Source organism: Streptococcus minor DSM 17118, assembly GCF_000377005.1.
GTDB lineage: Bacteria > Bacillota > Bacilli > Lactobacillales > Streptococcaceae > Streptococcus > Streptococcus minor.
Genome location: NZ_AQYB01000033.1, coordinates 649,444 through 674,800, shown reverse-complemented (window position 1 = coordinate 674,800; position 25,357 = coordinate 649,444). Strand labels below are relative to the sequence as shown.

Here is a 25,357-nt window from a genome sequence, read left to right as displayed (position 1 = left end):
GACAGAAAGAGGGATTAGTCATGTTTTACTTGATTATTGCAATTATGCTAGTCTTGTTTTATATCTTTGCTGCTCCACGCAACATCAAGGGAACCATGAACCTAGTCGCCTCTGTATTCCTTCTAGTCGGGCTGGTGATCGCCCTGATTCTAGGGACTTTGAGGGTGGTCCAATCGCCACCAGAAATCTGGTTATGCCTAAGCATGGTTGTCGTAGGTCTCTGGGCGATGTGGGATATTTATCGTATGCCTCGGTCTATCCCTACCAAAAAAAGATAAGATTAAGAGCTTGGGACATTTAGTAGCCTCAAGCTTTTTATGTTACAATAAAAAGACTAAATAAACTCGAAATGGACTTGCCTATGTTGGAGAAAAAGTATATTCCTTCTGTGATGTCAGATTTGCGTCATGAGATTGTTGAAGTACCAGCAAATATCAAACATTGTTCTGGAATTAAAGTATATGGCCGCCGAATCAAGTCCGTCATCTTTACCACAGATGTTTCCATCATCGCCAACAACAATGCGGATGCAGTTCTGGCTGTTTATCCTTTTACACCCAATCCTGCTATTCTCAAGAGTATTATGCAAGTTGCTTCTGTTCCTGTTTTTGCAGGAGTAGGGGGCGGACTGACAACAGGTGATCGCTCTGCTAATATGAGCTTGCTGAATCAGAAGGAGCCTTTGCTGCCGTGGTCAATGCCCCAACGGATGTCCAAACTATTCGCACTATCAATAAAATGATTGATATCCCCATCATTTACACCGTTGTCTCTGACAAGGCAGATATTGCCTCCAGAATCGAAGCAGGGGTAGATATCCTCAATGTCAGTGGCGGTAGTCAAACAGCTGCTATCGTAGCCGATATTCGAAAGAGTTATCCTGATTTCCCTATCATGGCTACTGGTGGCCCTAGTCTAGAAAGTGTAGAAGAAACAATTGCTGCAGGTGCTAACGCCATTACTTTTACTCCACCTAGTAATGCTGAGCTCTTTAAAATCAAAATGGACAAGTATCGTAGAACGGAAGAAAAAGGTTATTAGTGAGCCAATATGTCAACCAAAAGGTGGACTGGACTAGTCATTGAATCATACCTATTTTAGAAAGGGTTTTCTAGACTCTTTCTTTTTTCTTTTTGCTCCTGTTTACTTCGGCTTGAAAAACAAGCCAAATCAAGGTAAAATAGATGAGTTAGAAAGATTGGACAAGGATATGAAACACATAACAGATTTTAAAGATAAAAAGGTTTTGGTACTCGGATTAGCCAAGTCTGGTGAATCCGCAGCCCGACTACTAGATAAACTAGGAGCTATCGTCACAGTCAATGATGGTAAGCCCTTTGATGAGAACCCAACTGCCCAAAGTTTATTAGAGGATGGTATCCGTGTCATCTGTGGTAGCCACCCCTTGGAATTATTAGATGAGGATTTTGCCCTATTAGTGAAAAATCCAGGTATTCGTTACGATAACCCTATGGTAGAAAAGGCTCTCCAAAAAGGGATGCCAGTCTGGACAGAAGTTGAATTGGCTTATCTGGTTTCAGATGCCCCTATTATCGGGATTACAGGCTCCAATGGCAAAACCACGACAACAACCATGATTGCCGAGGTTCTCAATGCAGGTGGTCAATCTGCAAAACTTTGTGGGAACATCGGATATCCAGCTTCCAGTGTGGCTCAAGAAGCTACCAAAGAAGATGTTTTGGTGATGGAATTATCCTCCTTCCAGCTTATGGGGGTCCAAGATTTTAAACCCCATATTGCTGTTTTGACCAATCTTATACCTACTCATATTGATTATCATGGATCAATAGAAGCTTATATCGAAGCTAAATGGAATATCCAAAGTCAGATGGGCCCAGAGGATGTTGTAATTCTCAACTTTAACCAAGCAGAATCCCGTGAGTTAGCTGTTCGCACGCAAGCAACCGTGATACCTTTTTCAACTACTGAGATAGTAGATGGAGCTTATTTAGAAGGAGAGATTCTTTGTTTCAAAGGCGAGCCAGTCATGACAGTTAGTGATATCGGCGTTCCTGGTAGCCACAATGTTGAAAATGCTTTAGCAACCATCGCTGTAGCTAAATGGTTCGGTATCGACAAACAAGCCATCAAAGAAGCTCTTTCTCATTTTGGTGGCGTCAAACACCGTCTCCAATATGTAGGGAAAATCAATGATATTTCCTTCTATAATGACAGTAAATCAACTAACATATTAGCCACACAAAAAGCACTTTCTGGTTTTGACAATAGCAAGGTTATCCTGATTGCTGGTGGATTAGATCGAGGAAATGAATTTGATGATCTTATCCCCGATATTCAGGGATTGAAAAAAATGGTCATTTTGGGTCAATCAGCTGAACGCATCAAACGGGCTGCAGACAAGGCGGGAGTATCTTATGTTGATGCGACTGATATTGCTGATGCAACGCGTAAGGCTTTTGCCTTGTCCCAAGCAGGAGATATCGTACTTTTAAGCCCAGCTAATGCTAGTTGGGATATGTATGCTAATTTTGAAGTGCGGGGCGATCTTTTTCTGGCCACCGTGGATGAATTAAAGGAACAAGCATGAAAAAAATAGTCTTTACAGGAGGAGGGACAGTGGGTCATGTGACTCTCAATCTCCTTCTGATTCCCCGATTTATTGAGGACGGTTGGGAGGTGCACTATATTGGTGATGAACATGGCATTGAACATGAGCAAATCACTAATTCGGGATTGGATATCACTTTCCATTCGATTGCCACTGGAAAACTCCGCCGATATTTTTCTTGGCAGAATCTTTTAGATGTTTTTAAAGTTGGTTTTGGGGTTATTCAGTCTCTCTTGATTATTGCAAAAATCAGGCCACAAGCCCTCTTTTCTAAGGGAGGCTTTGTTTCTGTGCCAGCTGTGATTGCAGCTAAATTGTTGAATGTTCCTGTCTTTGTACACGAGTCAGATCTTTCTATGGGCTTGGCCAATAAGATTGCCTATCGATTTGCAAACACCATGTACTCTACCTTTGAACAGGACCCCAGTTTGATAAAGGTTAAGCATGTAGGGGCAGTAACCAAGGTTGGTGTTAAAAATAATATTATCCCCATTCAACTTCCAGATATTTTGTCTCATTTTGATCATAAGCTAAAGACACTCTTATTTGTTGGTGGCTCTGGAGGTGCTCAGGTATTTAATGATTTTATCACTCAGCACGAAGAAGAATTAACTAAGCGATTTAATATTATTAACTTAACAGGAAACTCCTCGCTCAATAAACTCACAAAAAACCTCTACCGAGTGGATTATGTGACAAATTTGTATCAACCCTTGATGGAAGTTGCGGATTTGGTGGTGACACGTGGTGGTTCCAACACCATATTTGAATTGTTGGCCATGAAAAAACTTCACCTCATAATCCCTCTAGGAAAACAAGCCAGCCGAGGAGATCAACTTGAAAATGCTCGTTACTTTGAAGAAAAAGGCTATGCTAAACAACTAGAAGAAAGCCAGCTCAATCTTGAACATCTACTGAAGACTATTCAAGAAGTGTTTGCCCAAGAAGAACAGTATATAGAAAAAATGACCCACACAAATGAAATCCAGTCAGTGGATAGTTTTTATGCTCTTCTGAGGGCAGATGTGGACGGAAAGGAGCATCATGACGGAAAAAGACATACATGAAGAAACAGACTCAGAAAAACGTCATTTTTCTCCTCAGAAAGGCAATGACCAAACAGGGGAGTCCGCTTTTGAAGGGGGCATAGAGAATAGTGGACTGCTACATGAAGGTACAAAAGAAGAGCTAGCAGAAGAACTTGAAAATCAAGATGGTCTGGTTGAAGAGAAACAGGAAGAAACGACTTCAGAACCCAGTGAGTTTTTTCTAAAATGGCAAGAACGCCATGAAGCTTTTTTGGCTCAAAAAAGTGAGATAGAAAGAACCACTGCAGATTCTAAAAAAGAAAAAGAAAAAGAAAAAGTAAAAGAAATCAAAAGCAAGAAAAAATATTCTTTCTTTAAGAAAGCTAAGCAGCCCACGATGGACCCTTTATCCATAGACGAGACTTCTTTTTCAGAGGAGAAGCAAGAAAGAGACTCTCAAAATGAAAAAATTCCTCAAGAACTCATTTGGAAAACAGTTCCCATTATCTCAATAGCACTTTCGTTTGCTATGATTTGCCTCTATTTCATTTCTCCCTTAGGAAAGCTGAAACAAATTATTGTTGAAGGAAACGAACATGTTGAGTCTTCGAAGATTGTACAAGATAGCCTCATCAGAAAAGAAGACTATATTTTATCTACGATTCTCAACAAGTCAGGTCATGAGAATAATATCAAGCATTCTAGCCCATGGGTTAAGGATGTGACCGTTTCATTTGCATTTCCTAACACCTTCACAATTTCTATTCAAGAGTACAACCAAATTGGTTTTGTCAAGCAAGGTGATAAGTACTATTCTGTTTTATCAAGTGGTGATGTATCTGAAACCGAAACTTCTCAGGAACAACTTCCCCCTATTTACACGACTATTCACCTGACGGATCTCGAATTGATTAAGAAATTGGTCTTACAGTTGACAGCAGTGAACCAGTCTATTTTGTCAGATATACAAGATATTCAGCTAACTCCTAGCAAGGTCACCAATGATCTTTTGACCCTGACCATGTTTAGTGGGCATAAAGTTTTAGTACCACTTTCAGATATCGATTATAAGCTTCCGTATTATGAAAAAATAGCCTCCAAATTACAGGTGGCCAGTATCATTGATATGGAAGTCGGCATTTTTAGTTATGCTAGTCCGTAACTAGGAAAAATATCTAAAAAAATTGAAAAAATTGTGGGAAAAAGCGGTTATTCTCCCCATTTTAAGAGATTGTATGTTATAATGAAGAATGAATAATTCTATTTTTCCTAAATAGGAGAATCATTTAAATAGTCGGAAGTAAGAGAGGACTGATAGAATGGCTAGAAATGGCTTTTTTACGGGATTAGATATTGGAACCAGCACCATCAAGGTTTTGGTTGCAGAGTATATTGATGGACAAATGAATGTCATTGGCGTCAGCAATGTCAAAAGTGCTGGTGTTAAAGACGGTATTATTGTAAATATTGATGTAGCAGCAAATGCTATCAAGGCAGCCCTTGCTCAGGCTGAAGAAAAGGCAGGGATTCGGATTGATAAGGTCAATGTTGGTTTGCCAGCTAACCTGCTTCAAATTGAGCCAACCCAAGGTATGATTCCGGTTACAACCAATTCACAAGAAATTACAGATGTGGATGTGGAGAATGTTGTAAAGTCTGCCCTTACCAAGAGCATGACACCAGAACGTGAAGTTATTTCGTTTATCCCAGAAGAGTTCGTAGTGGACGGTTTCCAAGGAATTAAAGATCCACGCGGTATGATGGGGATTCGTTTGGAAATGCGTGGTTTGTTGTACACTGGTCCTCGCACCATTTTGCACAATCTTCGTAAGACAGTTGAGCGAGCAGGTGTACAAGTAGAAAACATTGTCATTTCTCCACTTGCCTTGACACGCTCTATCCTTAACGAAGGGGAAAAAGAGTTTGGTGCAACAGTCATTGATCTTGGTGGTGGTCAGACAACGGTTGCTGTGATGCGCGGACAAGAGTTGCAGTACACAAATATCTACCAAGAAGGTGGTGACTACATCACCAAGGATATCTCAAAAGTTTTGACAACTTCACAAAGCATTGCTGAAAACTTGAAGTTTAACTATGGTGTTGCTTATCCGCAACAAGCAACTGACAAAGAGAAGTTCACAGTTGAAGTAATTGGTGAAAGCAACCCAGTTGAAGTGACAGAACGCTACCTATCAGAAGTTATCGCAGCTCGTCTTCGTCAAATCTTTACACGTGTAAAACAAGATTTGGAGCGTACTCGTGCTCTGGAACTACCAGGAGGCGTTGTCCTTGTTGGTGGTGGTGCTATCTTACCAGGTATTACAGAATTGGCGCAAGAAATTTTTGGTGTAAATACAAAATTATACGTTCCAAACCAAATTGGCATTCGTAACCCATCCTTTGCCCATGTCATCAGTATCGTTGAGTATGTAGGTGGTTTGGATGAAGTCGAAAAACTGGCTCAAGTAGCAGTGAATGGTGAAGCGGATCTTCGTCAAAAACCAGTTGATATTCCAGTCACTTCTAAACGTCCCGCTCTTGCACCGAACGTTCCAAAAGTAGTAGCGCAGGAACCGCAAGGAGAAGAGAACGTTTTAGAAGATACTCCTGTTTATGTTGCTACTGATGATGAAGAACCAAAAACCAAAATTGGCGAGCGCATTCGCGGTATCTTTGGAAGTATGTTTGAGTAAAATAAGAAAAGGTGATTGATACTATGACATTTTCATTTGAAACAGCAGCGACACAAGGTGCTGTCATTAAAGTAATAGGTGTCGGTGGTGGTGGTGGTAACGCCATCAACCGCATGATTGAGGAGGGTGTTGCAGGTGTTGAATTTATCGCTGCAAACACTGATGTCCAAGCTTTGAGCAGTTCAAAAGCTGAAACAGTTATCCAATTGGGTCCTAAGTTGACCCGTGGTCTGGGTGCAGGTGGTAATCCCGAAGTTGGTCGTAAGGCTGCTGAGGAGAGCGAAGAAGCCTTGACAAACGTTCTTACCGGTGCGGATATGGTCTTTATCACAGCCGGTATGGGCGGAGGTTCTGGTACAGGTGCTGCACCTGTTATCGCTCGCATTGCTAAGGGACTTGGAGCTTTGACAGTAGCTGTTGTTACTCGCCCATTTGGTTTTGAAGGAAACAAGCGTGGGAACTTTGCTATTGAAGGTATCGAAGGTCTTCGTGAACAAGTCGATACTCTCTTAATTATCTCAAACAACAACCTACTTGAAATTGTTGACAAGAAGACTCCTTTGATTGAAGCTTTGAGCGAAGCGGACAATGTCCTTCGTCAGGGTGTTCAAGGGATTACAGATTTGATTACAAACCCAGGTCTTATCAACTTGGACTTTGCTGATGTGAAGTCTGTAATGGAGAACAAAGGAAATGCTCTCATGGGTATCGGTATCGGTACAGGTGAAGAACGCGTTCTTGAAGCAGCACGTAAAGCAATTTACTCACCACTTCTTGAGACAACTATTGATGGAGCAGAGGATGTTATCGTTAACGTAACAGGTGGTTATGACATGACTTTGACAGAGGCTGAAGAAGCATCTGAAATTGTTCATCAAGCAGCTGGTCAAGGCGTCAACATTTGGTTAGGTACTTCTATTGACGATACTATGAAGGACGAAATCCGTGTAACAGTTGTTGCCACTGGTGTGCGACAAGATGGTGTGGAAAAATCTGTACATAAACGTGAAGTTTCAAATGCTTTGACTCGTCCAGTACGTTTTGATACTCCAACTCCTGTAGCAAGTAATACGGCACACACAGAAGCACCAAAAACATCAGCTTTTGGTGAATGGGATCTTCGCCGTGAAAATATTCTTCGGACACATGATTCAGAAGCACATTCAGCTGTATCTGTTGAAAAGTTTTCTATTGAAGAGGACGAAGATGAGTTAGATACCCCACCATTCTTTAGAAATCGTTAAAATGAATCTTCAAAAGAATAGAGATGAGATTTTTCAAGCAGTTGCTCAGGCAACTAAGGAAGCTCATCGCTCACAAGAATCAGTAAATATTATAGCTGTCACAAAATATGTTGACAGCTCTATTACTAAAGACCTCATAAAAACTGGAATTGAGCATATCGGTGAAAATCGAGTGGATAAATTTCTAGAAAAGTATGAGGCTTTGGCAGATCAGAAGCTGACTTGGCATCTCATTGGAAGCCTTCAGAGGCGTAAGGTCAAGGATATTATTAATTATCTTGATTATTTTCATGCCCTAGATTCTGTTAAATTAGCTGAGGAGATTCAAAAAAGAGCGACCAAGCCCATCAAATGTTTTCTTCAGGTAAATATTTCCAGAGAAGAGAGCAAGCATGGCTTGTTGGTGGAAGAAGTCCATTCAGCAGTTCAAACAATCAAAGAATACGAAAAAATTGAACTAGTTGGCATCATGACGATGGCCCCCTTCGGAGCGGATGTTGCCCAACTCAATGATATTTTTTCAAAAGCACACGCTTTGCAAAAAGAATTACAACAACTTGGAATTCCCAATATGCCTTTTACAGAATTGAGTATGGGTATGAGTGGTGATTACAAGGAAGCAATTGCAAATGGTTCAACCTTTGTTCGTATTGGAACAGCATTTTTTAAGTGAGGAAATAGAGTGGCACTGAAAGATAAATTTAAAGGGATACTTAGTTACTTTGAAATTGATGACTCTGTAGATGGAGAAGACCAAGAAAGCTATCGTATGGAAAATGATGCTCCAAAAATGAGAATAGCTCCTGTTCAAGCACATGCAGAAAGGGAGGAACCAGTGGAAATGAGACGAACACAGAATCGTTCCCAACTTCCTGTTGAAAGAAACAATCTGCAACGTTTGCATGAGCGTCAGCAAGAATTGCAATCAGAAGTAGATGCAAAAAAAACAACAATCGATATCAAGTTTCCTAAAAAGTATGAAGAAGCACGCGAGATTGTCAATCTACTTTTGGAAAATGCTAGCATCTTGATTGACTTCCAATATATGTCTGAAACTCAGGCCCGCCGTTGTCTAGATTACCTTGACGGTGCGCGATCGGTATTGGCAGGAAACTTGAAAAAAGTATCGAATACTATGTGGCTTTTAACACCTGTGAATGTAACTGTAAAGATAGAAGAGTTGCGTTCAACGAGTTCAACTTCGTCAGAGTCGCATTTTGACTATGATATGAGACGGTAACGATTATGCACTTTATTATTTTCATCCTTTTGAGAGCTATTGAGCTGTACTCCTATATTTTGTTGGCTTATGTAGTCCTCACTTGGATACCAAGTCTTTATGATACTGCATTTGGCAAACTGATTGTTTCACTAGTTCGGCCTGTCTTGAATCCTTTTCGGAAACTAAATTTACAATTTTTTGGTTTAGACTGGACCATCTTTGTTATTTGGATAGTCCTAAATATTATTTCCAGATTTTTATTCCGAATGCTCCTTTTCTTCTAGCTGTGTATGATAAAAAAAATAGAGGGACTTTTTCAACATTTTAGTCAGGATGAGCAAGCATTTGTTGAAAAAATGATTGGGCTATGCCAACAGGTAGATGAAAGATATTCTTACCACTTGACTTCTTTTCTCAATCCAAGAGAGGAGGAGATTCTCCAGTCACTTACTGGTCACTTCCATTTAAAGATGTACTCTAGTCGTCAGCTATTTCCAACAGAATTTACAAGGGTCATCGTTGCGCCAGATTATTACTGTCTTAATGAAGAAGATTTTAGTATCATGGCACTTGAAATTTGTTATCCTAGGAAGTTTCATCAGTTAAGCCACGCCCAGGTTTTGGGAACTCTTTTAAATCAACTGGGCATCAGAAGAGAATTTATAGGGGATATCTTAGTGGGTGATGAGCAACTTTTTGTGCTCGTCGAAAGAAGATTTGGAGAGTTAGCTAAAAGTACAGTTTCTAAAATATCCCGTGTACCTGTCACTTGGAAAGAACATATTTTATCAGAGCTTCCTTTAAAGACAAACCAGGATTATAAGAGTCATCAAGTCCTCTTATCCAGTCTGCGTTTGGATAAGCTGGTGTCTGTTGGATTTAAACTTTCACGTTCCAATGCGCTTAAACTTATCGAATCAGGTCATGTCAAAGTTAATTATAAGGAAGCTAAGCAAGCTAGCAAGGTCTTGGAAATAGGACAGTTAGTCAGCGTGCGGGGATTTGGCCGATTGAAATTAAAGGAATTTTTAGGTTTCTCTAAGCAAGGCAAGTTAAAATTAGATATTGAAATTATTAAAAAGTAGGAGACGCTATGGCACTTACAGCATTAGAATTAAAAGATAAAACGTTTAGCACCAAATTTAGAGGCTATAATGCCGAGGAAGTAGACGATTTTTTGGATATTGTTACTCGTGATTATGAGGACCTCGTGCATAAAAATCATGCTCAAGAAACAGAAATCAAATCTTTGAAAGATCGCCTTTCAGTTTTTGATGAGATGAAAGAATCTTTGAGCCAGTCTGTTATCTTGGCTCAGGATACAGCTGAAAAAGTAAAACATGCTTCAGAAGAACAGGCACAAAATATCATTAAACAAGCCGAATATGATGCGCAAAATCTTCTTAATGAAGCCAAAGATAAGGCCAATGCTATCCTGCGTTCAGCAACAGATAATGCTAAGAAAATTGTTGTGGAGACTGAGGAGTTGAAAAACAAGACCCGTCTTTTCCATCAACGCCTAAAATCAACTGTGGAGAGTCAGTTGTCACTTATCAATTCTTCTGAATGGGAAGATATTCTTCGACCAACGGCTACCTATTTACAAACATCTGATGAGGCTTTCCGTGAAGTTTTGGAAAAGGCTTTGGATGAGACTCCTACTGTGACAGAAGAAGATTTAGAAATGACTCGTCAGCTGACTCCAGAAGAGCTTGAAGAGTTACAGCGTCATACATCTGAAATGGATACTGATTTCCATCATGAGGATGTTGAACAACAAGAAACAGAATAAATACTAACCAAGAGCAAGAAACGCCTTTGATATGATATTTTTAGCGAGCAGGTGACGGTGGAAGACCTGCAATTCCTCAATCGAAGGCCATCCTTTTGCTGGTTTTTCTCCTGAAAGTTTTCTAGTAAGGAGAGACGATTAACTCTCGTTACGAGTTACTGAGGGACAGGGGAAACTCTGTCTAAACTAAGGTGGTACCACGAACTTTCGTCCTTTTTGACGGGAGTTTTTTATTTATTATGATAAAATTAAAAATAGTAGATGAGACTAATTTTGATCAAGTGATTGATTTGTCTCTGGCAGAGCAAGACAAACGTCGTGTTGCTTCCAATGTTTATTCTTTGGCGCAAGCTTGGCTTCTGCGAGAAAAAAATCAAGTATTCCCTCATGCCATTATGAGTGGGGAGGCAGTAGTTGGGTTTCTTCTTCTACTGAAGGATAAACCGAAAAAGGAATACTGTGTCTGGCGCTTGATGATTGGTAAGGAATATCAAAATTTAGGTTATGGTAAACAAGCCATGCATTTGGTGATTCAGATGGCTAAAGCAGATAAGGACTGTCACCGTCTTCGAGTGAGCTATGTTATGGGAAATCATCGCATGCGTGGGATATTGGATAAACTGAGATTTAAAAGTATTGGTCCATCTGGAAACGAAATTGTCATGACACTGGATGTCAAATAGTTAGGAGAAAAAATGAAACTGAAAGAAACCCTGAATTTAGGAAAAACTGATTTCCCGATGCGTGCTGGTCTCCCTAATAAGGAGCCACAATGGCAAAAGAGCTGGGAAGAAGCGAATCTTTATGCTAAACGGCAAGAATTAAATGCTGGGAAACCAGCCTTTCACCTACATGATGGCCCACCCTATGCAAATGGAAATATCCATGTAGGACACGCTCTCAACAAGATTTCAAAGGATATTATCGTTCGTTCTAAGTCTATGTCAGGCTTTCTAGCTCCATATGTTCCTGGTTGGGATACTCATGGTCTTCCTATTGAGCAAGTATTGGCTAAGCAAGGAGTAAAACGCAAGGAATTAGACCGTGCGACCTACTTGAAGATGTGTCGTGATTATGCACTTTCTCAGGTGGACAAACAACGTGAAGACTTTAAGCGTTTAGGGGTTTCCGGTGATTGGGAAAATCCTTATGTGACCCTCTATCCTGAATTTGAAGCTGCTCAAATTCGTGTCTTTGGTGCTATGGCAGATAAGGGTTATATCTACCGAGGTGCGAAGCCAGTGTATTGGTCATGGTCATCTGAATCAGCTCTAGCTGAGGCAGAAATAGAGTATCATGATATTGATTCGACCTCCCTCTACTATGCCAATAAGGTCAAGGACGGTAAGGGAATCTTAGATACAGACAGCTATATCGTTGTTTGGACAACCACACCTTTTACTATCACAGCTTCTCGCGGTCTGACAATGGGAGCAGAAGTTGACTATGTTGCTGTGCAGCCTGCTAGTTCTAACCGCAAATACATCTTAGCCGAAGCTCTTCTGGATAGTTTAGCACCTAAATTTGGTTGGGAATCATTCGATATCGTAGGAAAATATAAGGGTTCAGAATTAGAATACATCATTACCGAGCACCCTTGGGATACTCATGTGGAAGAGTTGGTAATTTTGGGCGATCATGTCAGCACAGATTCTGGTACGGGTATTGTCCATACGGCTCCAGGTTTTGGTGAGGATGACTACAATGTCGGCATTCAGTACAATTTGGAAGTAGCAGTCACTGTTGATAGTCGTGGTCTCATGAATGAATCAGCTGGTCCAGATTTTGAAGGCCAATTTTATGATAAGGTCTTACCAACTGTGCTAGAAAAACTGGGCGATTTACTATTGGCTAAGGAAGTTATCAACCATTCCTATCCTTTTGATTGGCGGACAAAAAAACCAATCATCTGGCGAGCTGTACCGCAATGGTTTGCCTCTGTGTCTAAATTCCGTCAGGAAATTTTGGATGAAATTGACAATACAACATTCTACCCATCTTGGGGACACACACGCCTTTACAACATGATTCGGGATCGTGGTGATTGGGTGATTTCACGTCAACGTATTTGGGGAGTTCCGCTACCTATCTTCTATGCAGAAGATGGAACAGCTATCATGACTAAGGAAGTGACCGATCATGTGGCAGACCTTTTTGAGAAAGAAGGCTCTATTATCTGGTGGGAGCGTGATGCAAAGGACTTGTTGCCAGCTGGCTTCAGCCATCCAGGTTCACCAAATGGTATCTTTGAAAAAGAAACAGATATCATGGATGTCTGGTTTGATTCAGGCAGCTCATGGAATGGTGTTATGAATGCTCGCGAGAGTTTAGCCTATCCAGCGGATCTCTATCTGGAGGGATCTGACCAGTACCGTGGATGGTTTAATTCTTCTTTGATTACCTCTGTGGCAGTTAACGGTCATGCGCCATACAAATCCATCTTATCACAAGGATTTGTTCTAGATGGTAAGGGAGAGAAAATGTCAAAATCCAAGGGCAATATCATCTCACCAAACGATGTTGCCAAGCAATATGGAGCGGAAATCCTCCGGCTTTGGGTAGCTTCTGTGGATACGGATAATGATGTGCGCGTGTCCATGGACATTCTGGGTCAGGTCTCTGAAACTTATCGGAAGATTCGCAACACCCTTCGTTTCTTGATTGCAAATACATCTGATTTCCATCCAGAAACTCATACTGTAGCCTATGAAGACCTTCGCCCAGTCGATAAGTACATGACTATCAAGTTTAATGGTTTGGTCAAAACAATCAGCAATGCCTATGATAACTATGATTTCTTGACTATCTATAAAGCAGTTGTGAACTTTATTACAGTTGATTTATCTGCCTTCTATTTGGATTTTGCCAAAGATGTTGTCTATATTGAGGCTGAAAATGCAGTAGCCCGTCGCCAGATGCAGACTGTATTCTATGATATTTTAGTGAAGATAACCAAGCTTTTGACACCGATTATCCCACATACTGCTGAAGAAATCTGGTCTTATCTGGAGTTTGAGAAAGAGGATTTTGTTCAGTTGGCAGAGATGCCAGAAGTACAAACTTTCCCTGACCAAGAAGCAGTTCTTGAACAATGGGAGTCTTTCATGACTCTTCGGACTCAAGCTCAAAAAGCTCTGGAGGAAGCCCGCAACGAGAAAATTATTGGTAAGTCTCTGGAAGCTCACATGACAATTTACGCTTCGGAACCAGTTCGAACACTCTTAGCTAGCTTAGATAGTAATCTTGCACAGTTACTGATTGTGTCTCAGCTGACTATCACAGAGGACACTGCTCCAGCACAAGCTATCGTTTTTGACGGTGTTGCCTTTACTGTTGATCGTGCTGCAGGGGATGTTTGTGATCGTTGCCGCCGCATTGATGAAACAGTAGCAGAACGTAGTTACAATGCCCGTATCTGTGATTATTGTGCCGGCCTTCTGGAAGAAAACTTCCCTCAAGCTGTTGCAGAAGGATTCGAAGGAAATGGCAAATAAAATAATGAGAATGGGATGGTAGTTCCCAAAATAAAAAAAATCTTCAATCCATACACCAAAAGAATATGGATTGAAGATTTTTTAATTTTGTTATGTTAAGCAAAAAAAGTAAGTCTTGGCTTACTTTTTTATGGTTCAATCGGAATAGACATTTCAATCAATCGCTCAGTGTGGATGGTCTGGATTTTTTCAGGATTGATTGTACTTGTATCAATTTTACGTTTTAAGAAAAAATCACGAATAGCTTCAATTTCTCTTGGGAGCACAGCTCGATATTTGTTGGTGATGAGCAATTCATAGTGAAGGGGTGCCTGAGTGAAAATAACATCCGTATTTCCAGCTGAATAGGTTTCCACTAAAAATGCATCAGTATTTTCTAATTGATTCTGGACAAGTTGCAGATGGCTGTTGGTCGTATTGATTAATTTCATGCTAGACCTCCTCTTATTTGGACTTATTATAGCACGCTTATGGTGATTTTTCTAGCTTTTTTATACACTTTTTCTATTTTTCCACTGTTCAATCCCCCATTTGTGGCTACCCCGTTTGAGTTTTTCAATGGCTTGGTCGATTGGGAACCAGGCAAGGTTGTTAAAATCTTCCAAGGGTTGTCCAATTTCTAAGTAGCTTGTTACTTCGTAGAGGTAGGCAGGATTGTAGTAGTAGGTATCACGATGACGGGAGTAGAAATACTCATCTGCCTGTCCATAGTATTGTCCGATAGTCGCTGTGAAACCCAATTCCTCAATCAATTCCCTCTCTAGGGCAGTCAGATGATTTTCACCTGCTTCAATTTCACCACCTGGCAAGAACCAGGCTCCATTGGGAGCTTGAACGAGAATAATTTTTGTTTGTTCAGGGTTGGAGATGACGGCATAGACTCCGTAACGAACCTGATAGTCCACTCCTGTAACCTTTTCTCCAAAAATTGGAACTGTCATAAGTATCCCCTTCTTTGTTGATTAGAGATATTATACTAAAAATAATATGACAATTCTACCCCTAAAAGCAAAAAAACTAGCTCAAAAGCTAGTTTCTATGGACTAAAGTGGGGCTTCAGCCTTTTCTTTATAAGCAGATTTCACGACAATACGACCATTTGAGGTCATCACTGCCCGAAGCTCCTTGTCATTTGGATGCTCTAGGTAGTAATCGGTAATGGCATCTTCGATTTGATCTTGGATGGTACGTCGTAGTGGCCGCGCTCCCATCTTGGGATCGTAGCCTAGATCAACCAATTTTTCCTTGACCTTATCTGTTACATGGATGTGGATACCGTTGCTAGAGAGGCGGGCATTGACATCATCTAGCATGAGGTTAACAATTTTGAGTAGGTGGGATTTGTCAAGGGCTTTAAATTCGATAATACCATCAAAGCGGTTCATAAATTCTGGGCTGAAAAAGTCACCAAGGTGTCCTAACACAGAAGAGGTACGACCCTCCATAGCTGCTCCAAAGCCAACAGAGGCTTCCATCTTGCCCGTACCAGCATTGGATGTCATGATAATAATGGCATCTTTAAAGCTGACAGTACGTCCTTGCCCATCTGTCAGGCGTCCATCATCCAGGACTTGTAAAAACATGTGCATGACATCTGGATGAGCTTTTTCGACCTCATCCAGAAGGATGAGAGAGTATGGATTGCGACGAACTTTCTCAGTTAACTGGCCAGCTTCCTCATAACCGACATAGCCGGGAGGTGCTCCGACTAGTTTGGCGACGCTGTGTTTCTCCATATATTCGGACATATCAAAGCGAATCATACTATCAGCGGAACCAAAGAGTTCAATAGCAAGTTGTTTGGAAAGCTCCGTCTTGCCGACTCCAGTTGGTCCGACAAAGAGGAAGCTGCCGATAGGGCGGTTTGGAGCACCCAGACCGACACGGTTACGGCGGATTGCTTTTGCAATCTTGTCAACAGCTTCGTCTTGACCAATCACATGGGCTTTGAGATCGTCAGCTAGGTTAATGAGCTGTGATTGCTCTTTTTCCTTAAGTTCGCCGACTGGGATATTGGTTTTCTGCTCAATGATAGCTTCGATTTCTTTTTCAGTAATAAGCGGAATATCATCTTCATTGAGGCTGGTTTTTTGCATTTCCTTGTATTTGGCAATTTGATCTCGGAAATAAGCTGCTTTTTCGTAGTCCTCATCACGAGTAGCTTGAGCCTTACGATTTTCAGCATCAATAAGGCGCTGATCAATCTCTTTAGGATCGATAAAGTTCAGAGTCAAATTCATTTTGGATCCAGCTTCATCCAAAAGGTCAATAGCCTTATCTGGTAAGAAACGATCTTGAATGTAACGGTTGGAAAGGATAGCAGCAGCTTCAATAGCCGCATCGGTATAGCGCACATGATGGTAATCCTGGTATTTGGCTTGAATGCCCTTTAGGATGGTAATTGTTTCATCAACAGATGGTTCATCAACTCGGACAGGCTGCATCCGCCGTTCGAGTGCCGCATCTTTTTCAATGATACGGTATTCGTTTAAGGTGGTTGCGCCAACCAGTTGCAACTCACCACGAGCCAAGGCCGGTTTTAAAATGTTACCAGCATCCATATTGCCATCGCCCGCTGCACCTGCACCTACAATTTCGTGGATTTCATCGATAAAGAGGATGACTTCTTTGCGGTTGCGGATCTCCTCCATTAGTTTTTGCATGCGCTCTTCAAACTGTCCACGAATGCCAGTGCCTTGGACCAGGCTGACAACATCTAGACGGATGACTTCTTTACCTTGGAGTTTTTGGGGAACAGAGCCATCAACAATTTTTTGGGCAAGGCCTTCAACAACAGCTGTCTTACCAACCCCTGGTTCTCCGATGAGGACAGGGTTATTCTTGGTGCGACGGTTAAGAATTTCGATGACACGTGTGATTTCTTCGTCACGACCGATGACTGGATCGATATTTCCTTGGCGTGCAATCTCAGTGATATTAATACCAAATTCTTCTAGTAAACCGCTTGCCTGTTGCGGTTGTTGAGGCGGCTGTTTGAAGCCCCCACCACCATTACGACCAGATTGGGTAGGTGGCGTTTGATCCGGTTGGCGTCCAGCAGGTGTTTTGCCAGGATAGCCACCGATATTGTTGAAAAATTCGCTAAAAGGATCCATATTATTAGGATTTCCAAAATCACCCAGCCCTTTCAAAATCGCATTGTTAGGGTCTGTCTTCATAATTTGGTAACAGTTGTGGCAGAGATCAACCTGCTGTTGTTTCCCATTAAGATTTGTATAGAGATGAATGGTTGCATCATTTATTTTACAGTTTTGACAAAGCATGGTAATTCCTCTTTCTATAATGTACCTATAATTGGTCAGAAAAGGTCAGATATAAGTTCATTATACCAATATTTAGAGAAAATGCAAGAATCTGACTCGGTTTGGAACTATTTTTTACAAAAAAAGATGGAAAGGCTAGGAAAGCTAGCTTTTATGGAAGACATTTTAGGTAAAGTATGGTAAAATAAGGCTATAAAACGAATAGGAGAAGGAACATGGAATCACATTTGGTGAGAATTATCAACCGATTGGAAGCTATGGCAACTGATGGTGGTACTCTTAAGCGTAATTTCGAACGTGATGGTGTGGTTGTAGCAGAAGTTGCTTACAGCCATGACGAAGAGAATGGTTCTGTATTTACTTTGCGTGATGTCGTTGCTCGTGAAACATACACTTTTGATAGCATTGACTTGATTGCGATGGAAATTTACGAATTGTTATACTAAAATGAAGGAGGTATTTCGGTACCTTTTTTATTTTGCATAAAACTTCGGTACATCTTGTATGATTATTCAAATTATGGTACAATAACACTTTAAATGAAAAAATGGAGTAAACACATGAATTTTTCTTTTTTGCCTAAGTATTGGCCTTACTTCAACTATGGAGCCATTATAACCCTGATTATTGCATCGTGTGTTGTGATTTTGGGAAGTATTTTGGGTGTCTTGCTTGCTTTTGCGCAACGTAGCAAATTTCGACCTTTGGTGTGGTTGGCTAAGATTTATGTTTGGATTTTCCGTGGTACGCCTATGGTTGTTCAAATTATGATTGCCTTTGCCATGATGCACATTGTGGCTCCCACTTTTCAAATCGGAATTTTGACAGTGGATATGACCCGTCTGATTCCAGGAATTTTGATTATTGGGATGAATTCAGGTGCTTATGTCAGTGAGACTGTACGAGCTGGTATCAATGCAGTACCAAAAGGTCAACTGGAAGCAGCATACTCTCTGGGGATTCGTCCGAAAGAAGCCATGCGCTATGTCATCATGCCACAAGCCATCAAGAATATTTTACCTGCCTTGGGGAATGAGTTTGTAACGATTGTCAAAGACAGCTCTCTCTTGTCGACTATTGGAGTGATGGAGTTGTGGAACGGTGCAACAACTGTTTCTTCTACTACTTATATCACATTGGAGCCTCTCTTATTTGCGGCTGCCTACTATCTCTTGATGACTAGTGTTCTGACACTTGCCATTCAGGCCTATGAAAAAACATTGAACAAGGGAGGAAAGACCGGTGTCTGAGTCAATTATTTCTATTAAAAATTTACATAAGTACTTCGGTGAAAATGAGGTTTTAAAGGGCATTGACCTAGAAATCCAACAGGGTGAGGTAGTTGTAATCATCGGTCCTTCTGGATCAGGAAAATCCACCTTCTTACGAACCATGAACCTTTTAGAAGAACCGACCATGGGTGTTGTAACATTTGAGGGAGTAGATATAACAGATAAGAAAAATGATATTTTCAAAATGCGAGAGAAGATGGGAATGGTTTTTCAACAGTTCAATCTGTTTCCAAACATGTCTGTTCTTGAAAATATTACCTTGTCTCCTATAAAAACAAAGGGATTGTCCAAGCCTGAGGCTGAGCAAAAAGCTCGTGATTTACTGGATAAGGTAGGATTGCCAGACAAGGCACTTGCCTATCCACAGAGCCTCTCAGGTGGTCAGCAACAACGCATTGCGATTGCGCGGGGCTTGGCTATGGATCCAGATGTCCTCCTCTTTGACGAGCCGACTTCGGCTCTTGATCCTGAGATGGTGGGTGAGGTATTGGCTGTTATGCAGGATTTGGCCAAGTCAGGGATGACGATGGTTATCGTAACTCATGAGATGGGATTCGCTCGCGAGGTGGCGGACCGCGTTATCTTTATGGATGAAGGTGTTATTGTTGAGCAAGGAACACCCGAACAAATTTTTGAACATACCAAAGAAGAGAGAACGAAGGATTTTTTAAGTAAGGTCTTATAATGGTGAAAGATGGGTTTTTCCATCTTTTTTTGTTGGATAGTCAAAAATGACATGTCAATTTGTGAAAAAATAGACAAACTTTTGGGTGCTATGTTATACTATAATTGTCAGAAAATATTTTTTTTATTAAAAAGAAAGGATAGTAAGCCATGATTCTGCTGGATGCAACAATCGATCGGATATACAGAATTAACAGTATTGACCTGAGTGAGGAAAGTCAGCGTCATCTGTCCAATCTAGGTATCAAGCCAGGCCAGAATATTCGGCTTGTTTCAAAGACTCCAACAAGTGCTATTGTACTTGTGAAATCTAGTCGACTCGCTTTTGATCAGTCCATTTTGCAGAAGATTGATGTGAGTGAGGAGAACAACCATCAACATAGCCTTCCTCTTTCGGATTTAAAAGTTGGAGATTTTGCTTATGTGGATGGGATTTATGCAGTAAATGAAACCAAGCGCCGCCTGATGGATATGGGCTTGACAAAGCATACGAAGATTCAACTGAGAAAGGTTGCCCCTCTAGGGGACCCCATTGAAATCTGTCTTCGTGGCTATGAATTAACGCTACGAAAATCAGAAGCACAGATGATTAGTGTGATTCCTGATTTGGAGGCTACGATAGGAGTTAAAAATGGTAATTGAAATTGCTTTAATCGGTAATCCCAACAGTGGAAAAACAACTTTTTTTAATCAATTAACGGGAAGAAAGCAACGTGTTGGGAATTGGCCAGGAGTGACGGTTGAACGCAAGAGCGGGATGGTGCGAAACTTAGAGAATGTACAGGTTCAGGATTTGCCGGGGATATACTCGATGTCTCCATATAGCCCTGAAGAAAAAGTGGCGCGGGACTATCTTTTGAGTCATTGTGTAGATGCCATTCTTAATGTAGTCGACGCGACAAACTTGGTGCGCAATCTTTATCTGACAACCCAATTGATTGAGACAGGGATTCCTGTAACCGTAGCCCTCAATATGATGGATGTATTGGATGGACAAGGCAAGACCATCAATATAGAAAAATTGTCCTATCTTCTGGGTGTTCCAGTTGTCGTCACTAGTGCGGTCAAGAATAAGGGATTAGATACTGCTATCAAAAAAGCTTCTCAGCATACGAAAGCAAGAGGGGAAGAGGTAATCTTTCCTGTTTATGATCAACGCTTTGAAGCTGCTATTGCACAAATCATTGAGACATTAGGAAATACAGTTGCTAGTACTTCTGCTCGTTTTTATGCCATCAAACTATTTGAAAAAGATGAATTGGTTGAAGCAGATCTGGATTTATCTCCTTTCCAACGCCAAGAAATTAAGGAAATTATTCAGATTACGGAAGAAGTATTTACGGAAGATTCTGAGTCAATTGTTGTCAATCAGCGTTACCAATTCATTGAAGAGATTGCTAAAATGGCTCAATCTGAGGAAAATGACTTTCAGTTGAATCTTTCTGATAAGATTGATAGGATTGTGACCAATCGAGTGCTAGCTTTGCCAATCTTCGCTTTGGTCATGTTTCTTGTTTATTTCTTTTCTATCCAAACGGTAGGAGTCATGTGGTCTGATTGGGTCAATGAAGTTCTTTTTGGAGAACTACTTCCAACATGGACTCAGAATGCTCTTGAGTATATGCAGGTGGCAGGCTGGCTACAGTCTCTTATTCTAGACGGAATTTTGGCGGGTATTGGAGCTGTTCTTGGCTTTTTACCACAGATTTTTGTTTTGTTTGTTTGCTTGGGTATTTTAGAAGATACGGGTTATATGAGCCGCATTGCTTTTGTGATGGACCGAATGTTTAGACGGTTTGGCTTGTCTGGAAAGTCTTTCATTCCCATGCTGATTGCGACAGGTTGTGGTGTTCCAGCGATAATGGCTAGCCGAACGATTGAGAATGAGCGTGATCGTAAAATAACGATTATGACAGCAACCTTCATGCCTTGTTCGGCTAAACTAGAAATCATTGCCCTAGTTGCGGGAGCATTTTTTCCTGACAATCCCTTCATTGCTCCATCAGCTTATTTTCTTGGTTTGATAACCATTATTTTATCTGGTATTGCTTTGAAGAAGACAAGAGTTTTAGGAGGTTACACGAGTCCTTTTATTATGGAGCTGCCTGCATATCATTTACCAAAAATGGCAACAGTCTTACGCTATGCTATTAATAAAGCTCTGAGTTTCATGAAGCGAGCAGGTACAGTCATCTTCAGTTTGACTGTCTTGATTTGGTTTGCAACTTCGTACAATCTACACTTACAGCCTGTAGATACGAATGCAAGTATATTAGCTAGTTTTGGGAAATCATTGGAGTGGATTTTTAAGCCTTTGGGCTTTGGAAACTGGAGAGCCACAGTAGCAGTTGTAACTGGTTTGTTAGCAAAGGAAACCGTTGTTGCGACCTTGGGTATTCTCTATCATGATGCTAGTAATGTAGAATTGGCCTCGGGTCTACAGGCCGATTATTCAGCCTTGGCTGCTTATTCTTTTCTTACCTTTAATCTACTTTGTGCTCCTTGTTTTGCGGCGATTGGAGCCATCAAACGAGAAATGAACGATACCAAGTGGACCTTGGCTGCTATTGCTTTTCAAACTGGATTGGCTTATGCTGCTAGTCTCATCGTCTTCCAATTGGGTCGTTTAATGTCAGAAGATTCCAGTGTTACTCTCTGGACATTGGTAGCTGGAGTGCTCTTGTTGCTCTGTCTGTATCTGGTTATGCGAAAACCTGCTCTACAAAGAGAAGAGATCATTGATTTGAACAATCTTGGTTTATTCCAACATCAGGAGGGATTGTGATGGCAACAATCGTATTAACTATTTTAATTAGCATTGGAGTTGTTTTTGGATTAAAAAGTTTTTTGAAGGGAAGAGGTTCTTGCAATGACTGTGCATGTTCCTGCCCCGTCAAGGACGAAATAGCAAAAAAAGCACTCGTAAAAAAATAGAATAGCAGCATCGTGGACGAAAATTGATACAATGTTGGGCATTAGACGGCGTGTTTTTAACCGATGAGAGATGGAGGGGACAAGCGATGTTGATCAATGATGTATTTGCAAGTCATGTTATTCAAGCTCGTCAGAGAATGAGCCACAAGGGCACTTTTGGGCGAGTTTTGTTGATTGGTGGCTGTTATCCTTATGGAGGGGCTATTATCATGGCGGCTCTAGCTTGTGTGTATAGTGGGGCTGGTTTGGTGACAGTGGCCACGGAGAAAGACAATATTTCTTCGCTACACAGTCAGTTACCAGAAGCTATGGCTTTTGACCTCTACGATGTTGCCTTCTTGAAAAGGCAGATGGAGATAGCAGATGTCATCTTGATTGGTTCTGGTTTGGGCGAAACAAGACAGGCAAGGGAAGTCTTTCAAGTGGTTTTGGAAGGAGTACAACGTCATCAGACTCTGATTATAGATGGATCAGCTTTGAACTTATTGGCGGATACACAAAGAGACCAATGGCAGGTAGGCAATCTCATTTTGACCCCTCATCAGAAGGAGTGGGAGAGATTGTCAGGCCTTGCTGTGGCATCACAAAATGAGAATAGTACTCAGACCGCCCTAGCTAAATTTCCTGAGAATACGGTCTTAGTAGCCAAATCGCATGCAACTAAGATTTATCAAGGACAACAAATCGCTTATCTGGAGGTTGGCGGTCCTCATCAGGCCATAGGAGGTATGGGAGATACCTTAGCTGGCTTGATTGCTGGTTTAGTCGCTCAATTCCCTGTTAATCTTTTTGCAACAACAGCAACGGCTACTTATCTTCATTCCGCTATTGCAGATGAACTCGGTCAGGAAGCTTATATAGTCCTGCCTACAGCCATTAGTAAAGAAATTCCAAAATGGATGAAGAGGTTGTCAGGAGAATAAGACTCTAGTTTTGAGACTGACTATGCACATTCAAATCAAAGCTTTCGCTAATATCAGTGGTTAGTGCCGGCTTTTTTGATATACTCAAACCACTAGGGACTGTATCAAGTTTAAGACGGTAGAGATGCCAAGTATCTAAGTTTTTCATATCATTTTCATGAAATAAATACAATTCTTCCATTTTTTTTCCGTACATTGGTCATTTTCATTTGTAGAATGTTTGGAATTTGCTCGGAATTTTAGTATAATAGAAGAAAAGAAAAGGGAGACGACAGATAAAGATGACACTGATTGATGGTAAGGCCTTAGCAACCAAGATGCAGGCAGAATTAGCGACAAAGACAGCAAGATTGAAAGAAGAAAAGGGCCTGATTCCAGGTTTGGTTGTGATTTTGGTGGGAGAAGATGCAGCTAGTCAGGTCTATGTCCGCAATAAGGAACGCTCAGCCTTGGCTGCTGGCTTCAACAGTCAAGTAGTTCGCTTGCCAGAAACAACGACGGAAGCGGAACTGTTGGATTTAATTGAGAAATACAATCAGGATGAAGCCTGGCATGGGATTTTGGTTCAGTTGCCGCTTCCTGAACATATTGATGAGGAAAAGGTTCTTTTTGCCATTTCTCCAGAAAAAGATGTAGATGGATTTCATCCGACAAATATGGGAAAACTCTGGTCTGGACATGCTGTTATGGTACCTTCGACACCAGCTGGTATTATGGAAATGTTCAAGGAATATCAGGTGGATTTGACTGGGAAAAGTGCAGTGGTGATTGGGCGTTCCAATATTGTTGGCAAACCGATGGCCCAGCTTCTTATGGATGCCAATGCGACAGTGACTATTGCTCATTCACGCACGAAAAATCTGGCCGAATTGGCTCGCCAAGCAGATATCTTGGTAGTAGCAATCGGTCGCGGACACTTTGTCACCAAGGAATTTATCAAGGAAGGTGCTGTGGTCATCGATGTCGGCATGAACCGAGATGAAAACGGCAAGTTGATTGGTGATGTAAAATTTGATGAAGTTGCCCCAGTGGCTAGCATGATTACGCCCGTTCCAGGAGGTGTTGGACCGATGACCATTACGATGCTGATGGAACAGACCTATGAGGCTGCCCTGCGAAATTCTTAGTTTCTTAGTAGAGGAGGAATTCCTATGAAGTTCGTTTTTGATTTGGATGGTACTCTGTGTTTTGACCGTAGGACTATCGATGATGAAATTATGCAGGTCTTGCTCAATGCCCCCCAATATGGTCATGAACTGGTGTTTGCGACTACTCGCTCTTATCGAGACTGCTTAGCTACTCTTGGACCGGAGTTGAGTCAGAAAATGGTAGTCGCTCTAAACGGTGGTTTGGTCTATGAAAATGGTCAGCCGATTTTTGAGCGCCATATAGATGAGAAGGCATACCGGATTTTGGTAGATTGGTGTCAAACCTATAATTTACCTTTCATTGTGGACAACCATTTTGATTATTCTGGCCAGATTCTCGAAAGAATCCCCTTTATTTCAAGAGTAGATCCCCTTCATCAGGCGACTTTTTTGCCACTTTCTGACTTGAAACATCCAATCAAGGTGGCTATTTACATGGGAAATCATGAGGACTTGATTGAGGAAACCTTGGCACAATTTGCCAATGAAGAGAGTGTAGATGTTCTCTATGATGATGGGGAGAAATGTATCTATCTCAATCCAGCTGAAATCCACAAGGCTCGTACGCTAATTGAGCACGTTGGCAATGATGTGGTTGTTTTTGGCAATGATCGCAATGATATTGAACTTTTTAAAGCTTCTCTTTATGCAGTCCAGGTCGGAGACTCATCTGTTTTAACAGAATTTGCTGACGAGCAAATCAAGCTAGTAGGAGATTACAAGTCAGCCATAGCAGCTAAGATACTCCAAGTCTTTGCTATCTTCAAAGGAAAATAAAAAATCGGTCCTGCGACCGATGCACGTAAAGGAATTTCAGATTATACTATATTTAATCCTAAATATTTTTCATAATCTCCTGAAAATACCAGTCAAAAAGGACTGGTATTTTTGTGTTTAGTGGTTCGTAAATTAGTTTTTGATAAATAGATAATAGAAAAAGTTAAGAGGGCTTCTTTTCCACAATCACTCACTTTTCAAAATCAGCCCTAAGACCGATGTACAAAATGACTTTCTAGGTTATACTGTATT

General features: G+C 41.1%; 25 protein-coding genes, 1 pseudogene and 1 other annotated feature. Of the genes and pseudogenes, 23 read left to right on the top strand and 3 right to left on the bottom strand.

The genetic code is table 11. From position 1 onward, the window contains the following. Positions 1-20 precede the first annotated feature (20 nt). The 14 genes and pseudogenes from F602_RS0109630 (at position 21) to ileS (ending at position 14,063) form a co-directional block, all read left to right on the top strand. Positions 21-278, top strand: coding sequence for a DUF3165 family protein (locus F602_RS0109630; RefSeq protein ID WP_018167773.1), 258 nt, complete (start codon positions 21-23; stop codon positions 276-278). Positions 279-361: 83 nt separating this feature from the next. Next, positions 362-1,041: pseudogene (locus F602_RS10505) on the top strand (hydrolase). Between the two features lie 169 nt (positions 1,042-1,210). Next, complete coding sequence (gene murD, locus F602_RS0109620; RefSeq protein WP_026183406.1) at positions 1,211-2,569, top strand: UDP-N-acetylmuramoyl-L-alanine--D-glutamate ligase; 1,359 nt, start codon at positions 1,211-1,213, stop codon at positions 2,567-2,569. Further along, complete coding sequence (locus tag F602_RS0109615) at positions 2,566-3,657, top strand: UDP-N-acetylglucosamine--N-acetylmuramyl-(pentapeptide) pyrophosphoryl-undecaprenol N-acetylglucosamine transferase (protein ID WP_018167771.1); 1,092 nt, start codon at positions 2,566-2,568, stop codon at positions 3,655-3,657. Before murD ends, F602_RS0109615 begins: the two co-directional genes overlap by 4 nt. Beyond that, a complete protein-coding gene (locus F602_RS10645) occupies positions 3,635-4,780 on the top strand; it encodes a cell division protein FtsQ/DivIB (RefSeq protein ID WP_018167770.1) in 1,146 nt (381 codons plus the stop codon). The genes F602_RS0109615 and F602_RS10645 overlap by 23 nt, the downstream gene beginning before the upstream one ends. A 157-nt stretch (positions 4,781-4,937) precedes the next feature. Further along, complete coding sequence (gene ftsA / locus F602_RS0109605; RefSeq protein ID WP_018167769.1) at positions 4,938-6,311, top strand: cell division protein FtsA; 1,374 nt, start codon at positions 4,938-4,940, stop codon at positions 6,309-6,311. Positions 6,312-6,334: 23 nt separating this feature from the next. Further along, positions 6,335-7,555: a cell division protein FtsZ gene (gene ftsZ / locus F602_RS0109600; protein WP_018167768.1), complete on the top strand. Its 1,221-nt coding sequence runs from the start codon at positions 6,335-6,337 to the stop codon at positions 7,553-7,555. Position 7,556: 1 nt separating this feature from the next. Beyond that, the gene (locus F602_RS0109595) at positions 7,557-8,228 is read left to right on the top strand and encodes a YggS family pyridoxal phosphate-dependent enzyme (RefSeq protein ID WP_018167767.1); all 672 of its coding nucleotides are present in this window, start codon (positions 7,557-7,559) and stop codon (positions 8,226-8,228) included. Positions 8,229-8,237: 9 nt separating this feature from the next. Next, positions 8,238-8,795, top strand: coding sequence for a cell division protein SepF (locus tag F602_RS0109590; protein ID WP_018167766.1), 558 nt, complete (start codon positions 8,238-8,240; stop codon positions 8,793-8,795). A 5-nt stretch (positions 8,796-8,800) separates the two neighbouring features. Beyond that, positions 8,801-9,061 (top strand): YggT family protein, encoded by a 261-nt coding sequence (locus F602_RS0109585; protein ID WP_018167765.1) that lies wholly within the window; start codon positions 8,801-8,803, stop codon positions 9,059-9,061. A 6-nt stretch (positions 9,062-9,067) separates the two neighbouring features. After that, positions 9,068-9,862 carry a YlmH family RNA-binding protein gene (locus F602_RS0109580; RefSeq protein WP_018167764.1) on the top strand — a complete coding sequence of 265 codons (795 nt, stop codon included), beginning with the start codon at positions 9,068-9,070 and terminating at the stop codon, positions 9,860-9,862. Between the two features lie 8 nt (positions 9,863-9,870). Beyond that, positions 9,871-10,569: a DivIVA domain-containing protein gene (locus F602_RS0109575; RefSeq protein ID WP_018167763.1), complete on the top strand. Its 699-nt coding sequence runs from the start codon at positions 9,871-9,873 to the stop codon at positions 10,567-10,569. After that, positions 10,570-10,787, top strand: a binding site (T-box leader). A gap of 21 nt (positions 10,788-10,808) precedes the next feature. Continuing rightward, entirely contained in the window at positions 10,809-11,252 is a 444-nt protein-coding gene (locus F602_RS0109570; RefSeq protein WP_018167762.1) for a GNAT family N-acetyltransferase, read from the top strand. 12 nt (positions 11,253-11,264) lie between these two features. Continuing rightward, positions 11,265-14,063, top strand: coding sequence for an isoleucine--tRNA ligase (ileS, locus tag F602_RS0109565; RefSeq protein ID WP_018167761.1), 2,799 nt, complete (start codon positions 11,265-11,267; stop codon positions 14,061-14,063). A gap of 128 nt (positions 14,064-14,191) precedes the next feature. Here the strand turns inward: ileS and F602_RS0109560 are convergent, their stop codons facing one another. From F602_RS0109560 to F602_RS0109550, 3 genes are all read right to left on the bottom strand, one after another. Next, on the bottom strand, positions 14,192-14,494 hold the full coding sequence (locus F602_RS0109560) for a DUF1827 family protein (protein WP_018167760.1): 303 nt from the start codon (positions 14,492-14,494) through the stop codon (positions 14,192-14,194). Between the two features lie 60 nt (positions 14,495-14,554). Continuing rightward, positions 14,555-15,004 carry an NUDIX hydrolase gene (locus tag F602_RS0109555; RefSeq protein WP_018167759.1) on the bottom strand — a complete coding sequence of 150 codons (450 nt, stop codon included), beginning with the start codon at positions 15,002-15,004 and terminating at the stop codon, positions 14,555-14,557. A 102-nt stretch (positions 15,005-15,106) separates the two neighbouring features. Continuing rightward, complete coding sequence (locus F602_RS0109550) at positions 15,107-17,347, bottom strand: ATP-dependent Clp protease ATP-binding subunit (protein ID WP_018167758.1); 2,241 nt, start codon at positions 17,345-17,347, stop codon at positions 15,107-15,109. A gap of 215 nt (positions 17,348-17,562) precedes the next feature. On the opposite strand from F602_RS0109550, the gene F602_RS0109545 reads away from it, so the two are divergent. The 9 genes from F602_RS0109545 (at position 17,563) to F602_RS0109500 (ending at position 25,105) form a co-directional block, all read left to right on the top strand. Further along, entirely contained in the window at positions 17,563-17,793 is a 231-nt protein-coding gene (locus F602_RS0109545) for a DUF1797 family protein (RefSeq protein WP_018167757.1), read from the top strand. A gap of 114 nt (positions 17,794-17,907) precedes the next feature. Beyond that, on the top strand, positions 17,908-18,597 hold the full coding sequence (locus F602_RS0109540; protein WP_018167756.1) for an amino acid ABC transporter permease: 690 nt from the start codon (positions 17,908-17,910) through the stop codon (positions 18,595-18,597). Continuing rightward, entirely contained in the window at positions 18,590-19,324 is a 735-nt protein-coding gene (locus F602_RS0109535; RefSeq protein ID WP_018167755.1) for an amino acid ABC transporter ATP-binding protein, read from the top strand. The genes F602_RS0109540 and F602_RS0109535 overlap by 8 nt, the downstream gene beginning before the upstream one ends. A 149-nt stretch (positions 19,325-19,473) precedes the next feature. Beyond that, the gene (locus F602_RS0109530) at positions 19,474-19,965 is read left to right on the top strand and encodes a FeoA family protein (RefSeq protein ID WP_018167754.1); all 492 of its coding nucleotides are present in this window, start codon (positions 19,474-19,476) and stop codon (positions 19,963-19,965) included. Beyond that, complete coding sequence (gene feoB / locus F602_RS0109525; RefSeq protein ID WP_018167753.1) at positions 19,955-22,108, top strand: ferrous iron transport protein B; 2,154 nt, start codon at positions 19,955-19,957, stop codon at positions 22,106-22,108. Before F602_RS0109530 ends, feoB begins: the two co-directional genes overlap by 11 nt. Continuing rightward, entirely contained in the window at positions 22,108-22,257 is a 150-nt protein-coding gene (locus F602_RS10940; protein WP_018167752.1) for a hypothetical protein, read from the top strand. Before feoB ends, F602_RS10940 begins: the two co-directional genes overlap by 1 nt. Before the next feature lie 86 nt (positions 22,258-22,343). Next, positions 22,344-23,180, top strand: coding sequence for an NAD(P)H-hydrate dehydratase (locus F602_RS0109515; RefSeq protein WP_018167751.1), 837 nt, complete (start codon positions 22,344-22,346; stop codon positions 23,178-23,180). A gap of 281 nt (positions 23,181-23,461) precedes the next feature. Further along, positions 23,462-24,307 carry a bifunctional methylenetetrahydrofolate dehydrogenase/methenyltetrahydrofolate cyclohydrolase gene (locus F602_RS0109505; RefSeq protein ID WP_018167749.1) on the top strand — a complete coding sequence of 282 codons (846 nt, stop codon included), beginning with the start codon at positions 23,462-23,464 and terminating at the stop codon, positions 24,305-24,307. 24 nt (positions 24,308-24,331) lie between these two features. Further along, positions 24,332-25,105 (top strand): HAD hydrolase family protein, encoded by a 774-nt coding sequence (locus F602_RS0109500; protein ID WP_018167748.1) that lies wholly within the window; start codon positions 24,332-24,334, stop codon positions 25,103-25,105. The last annotated feature ends 252 nt before the right edge of the window (positions 25,106-25,357 follow it).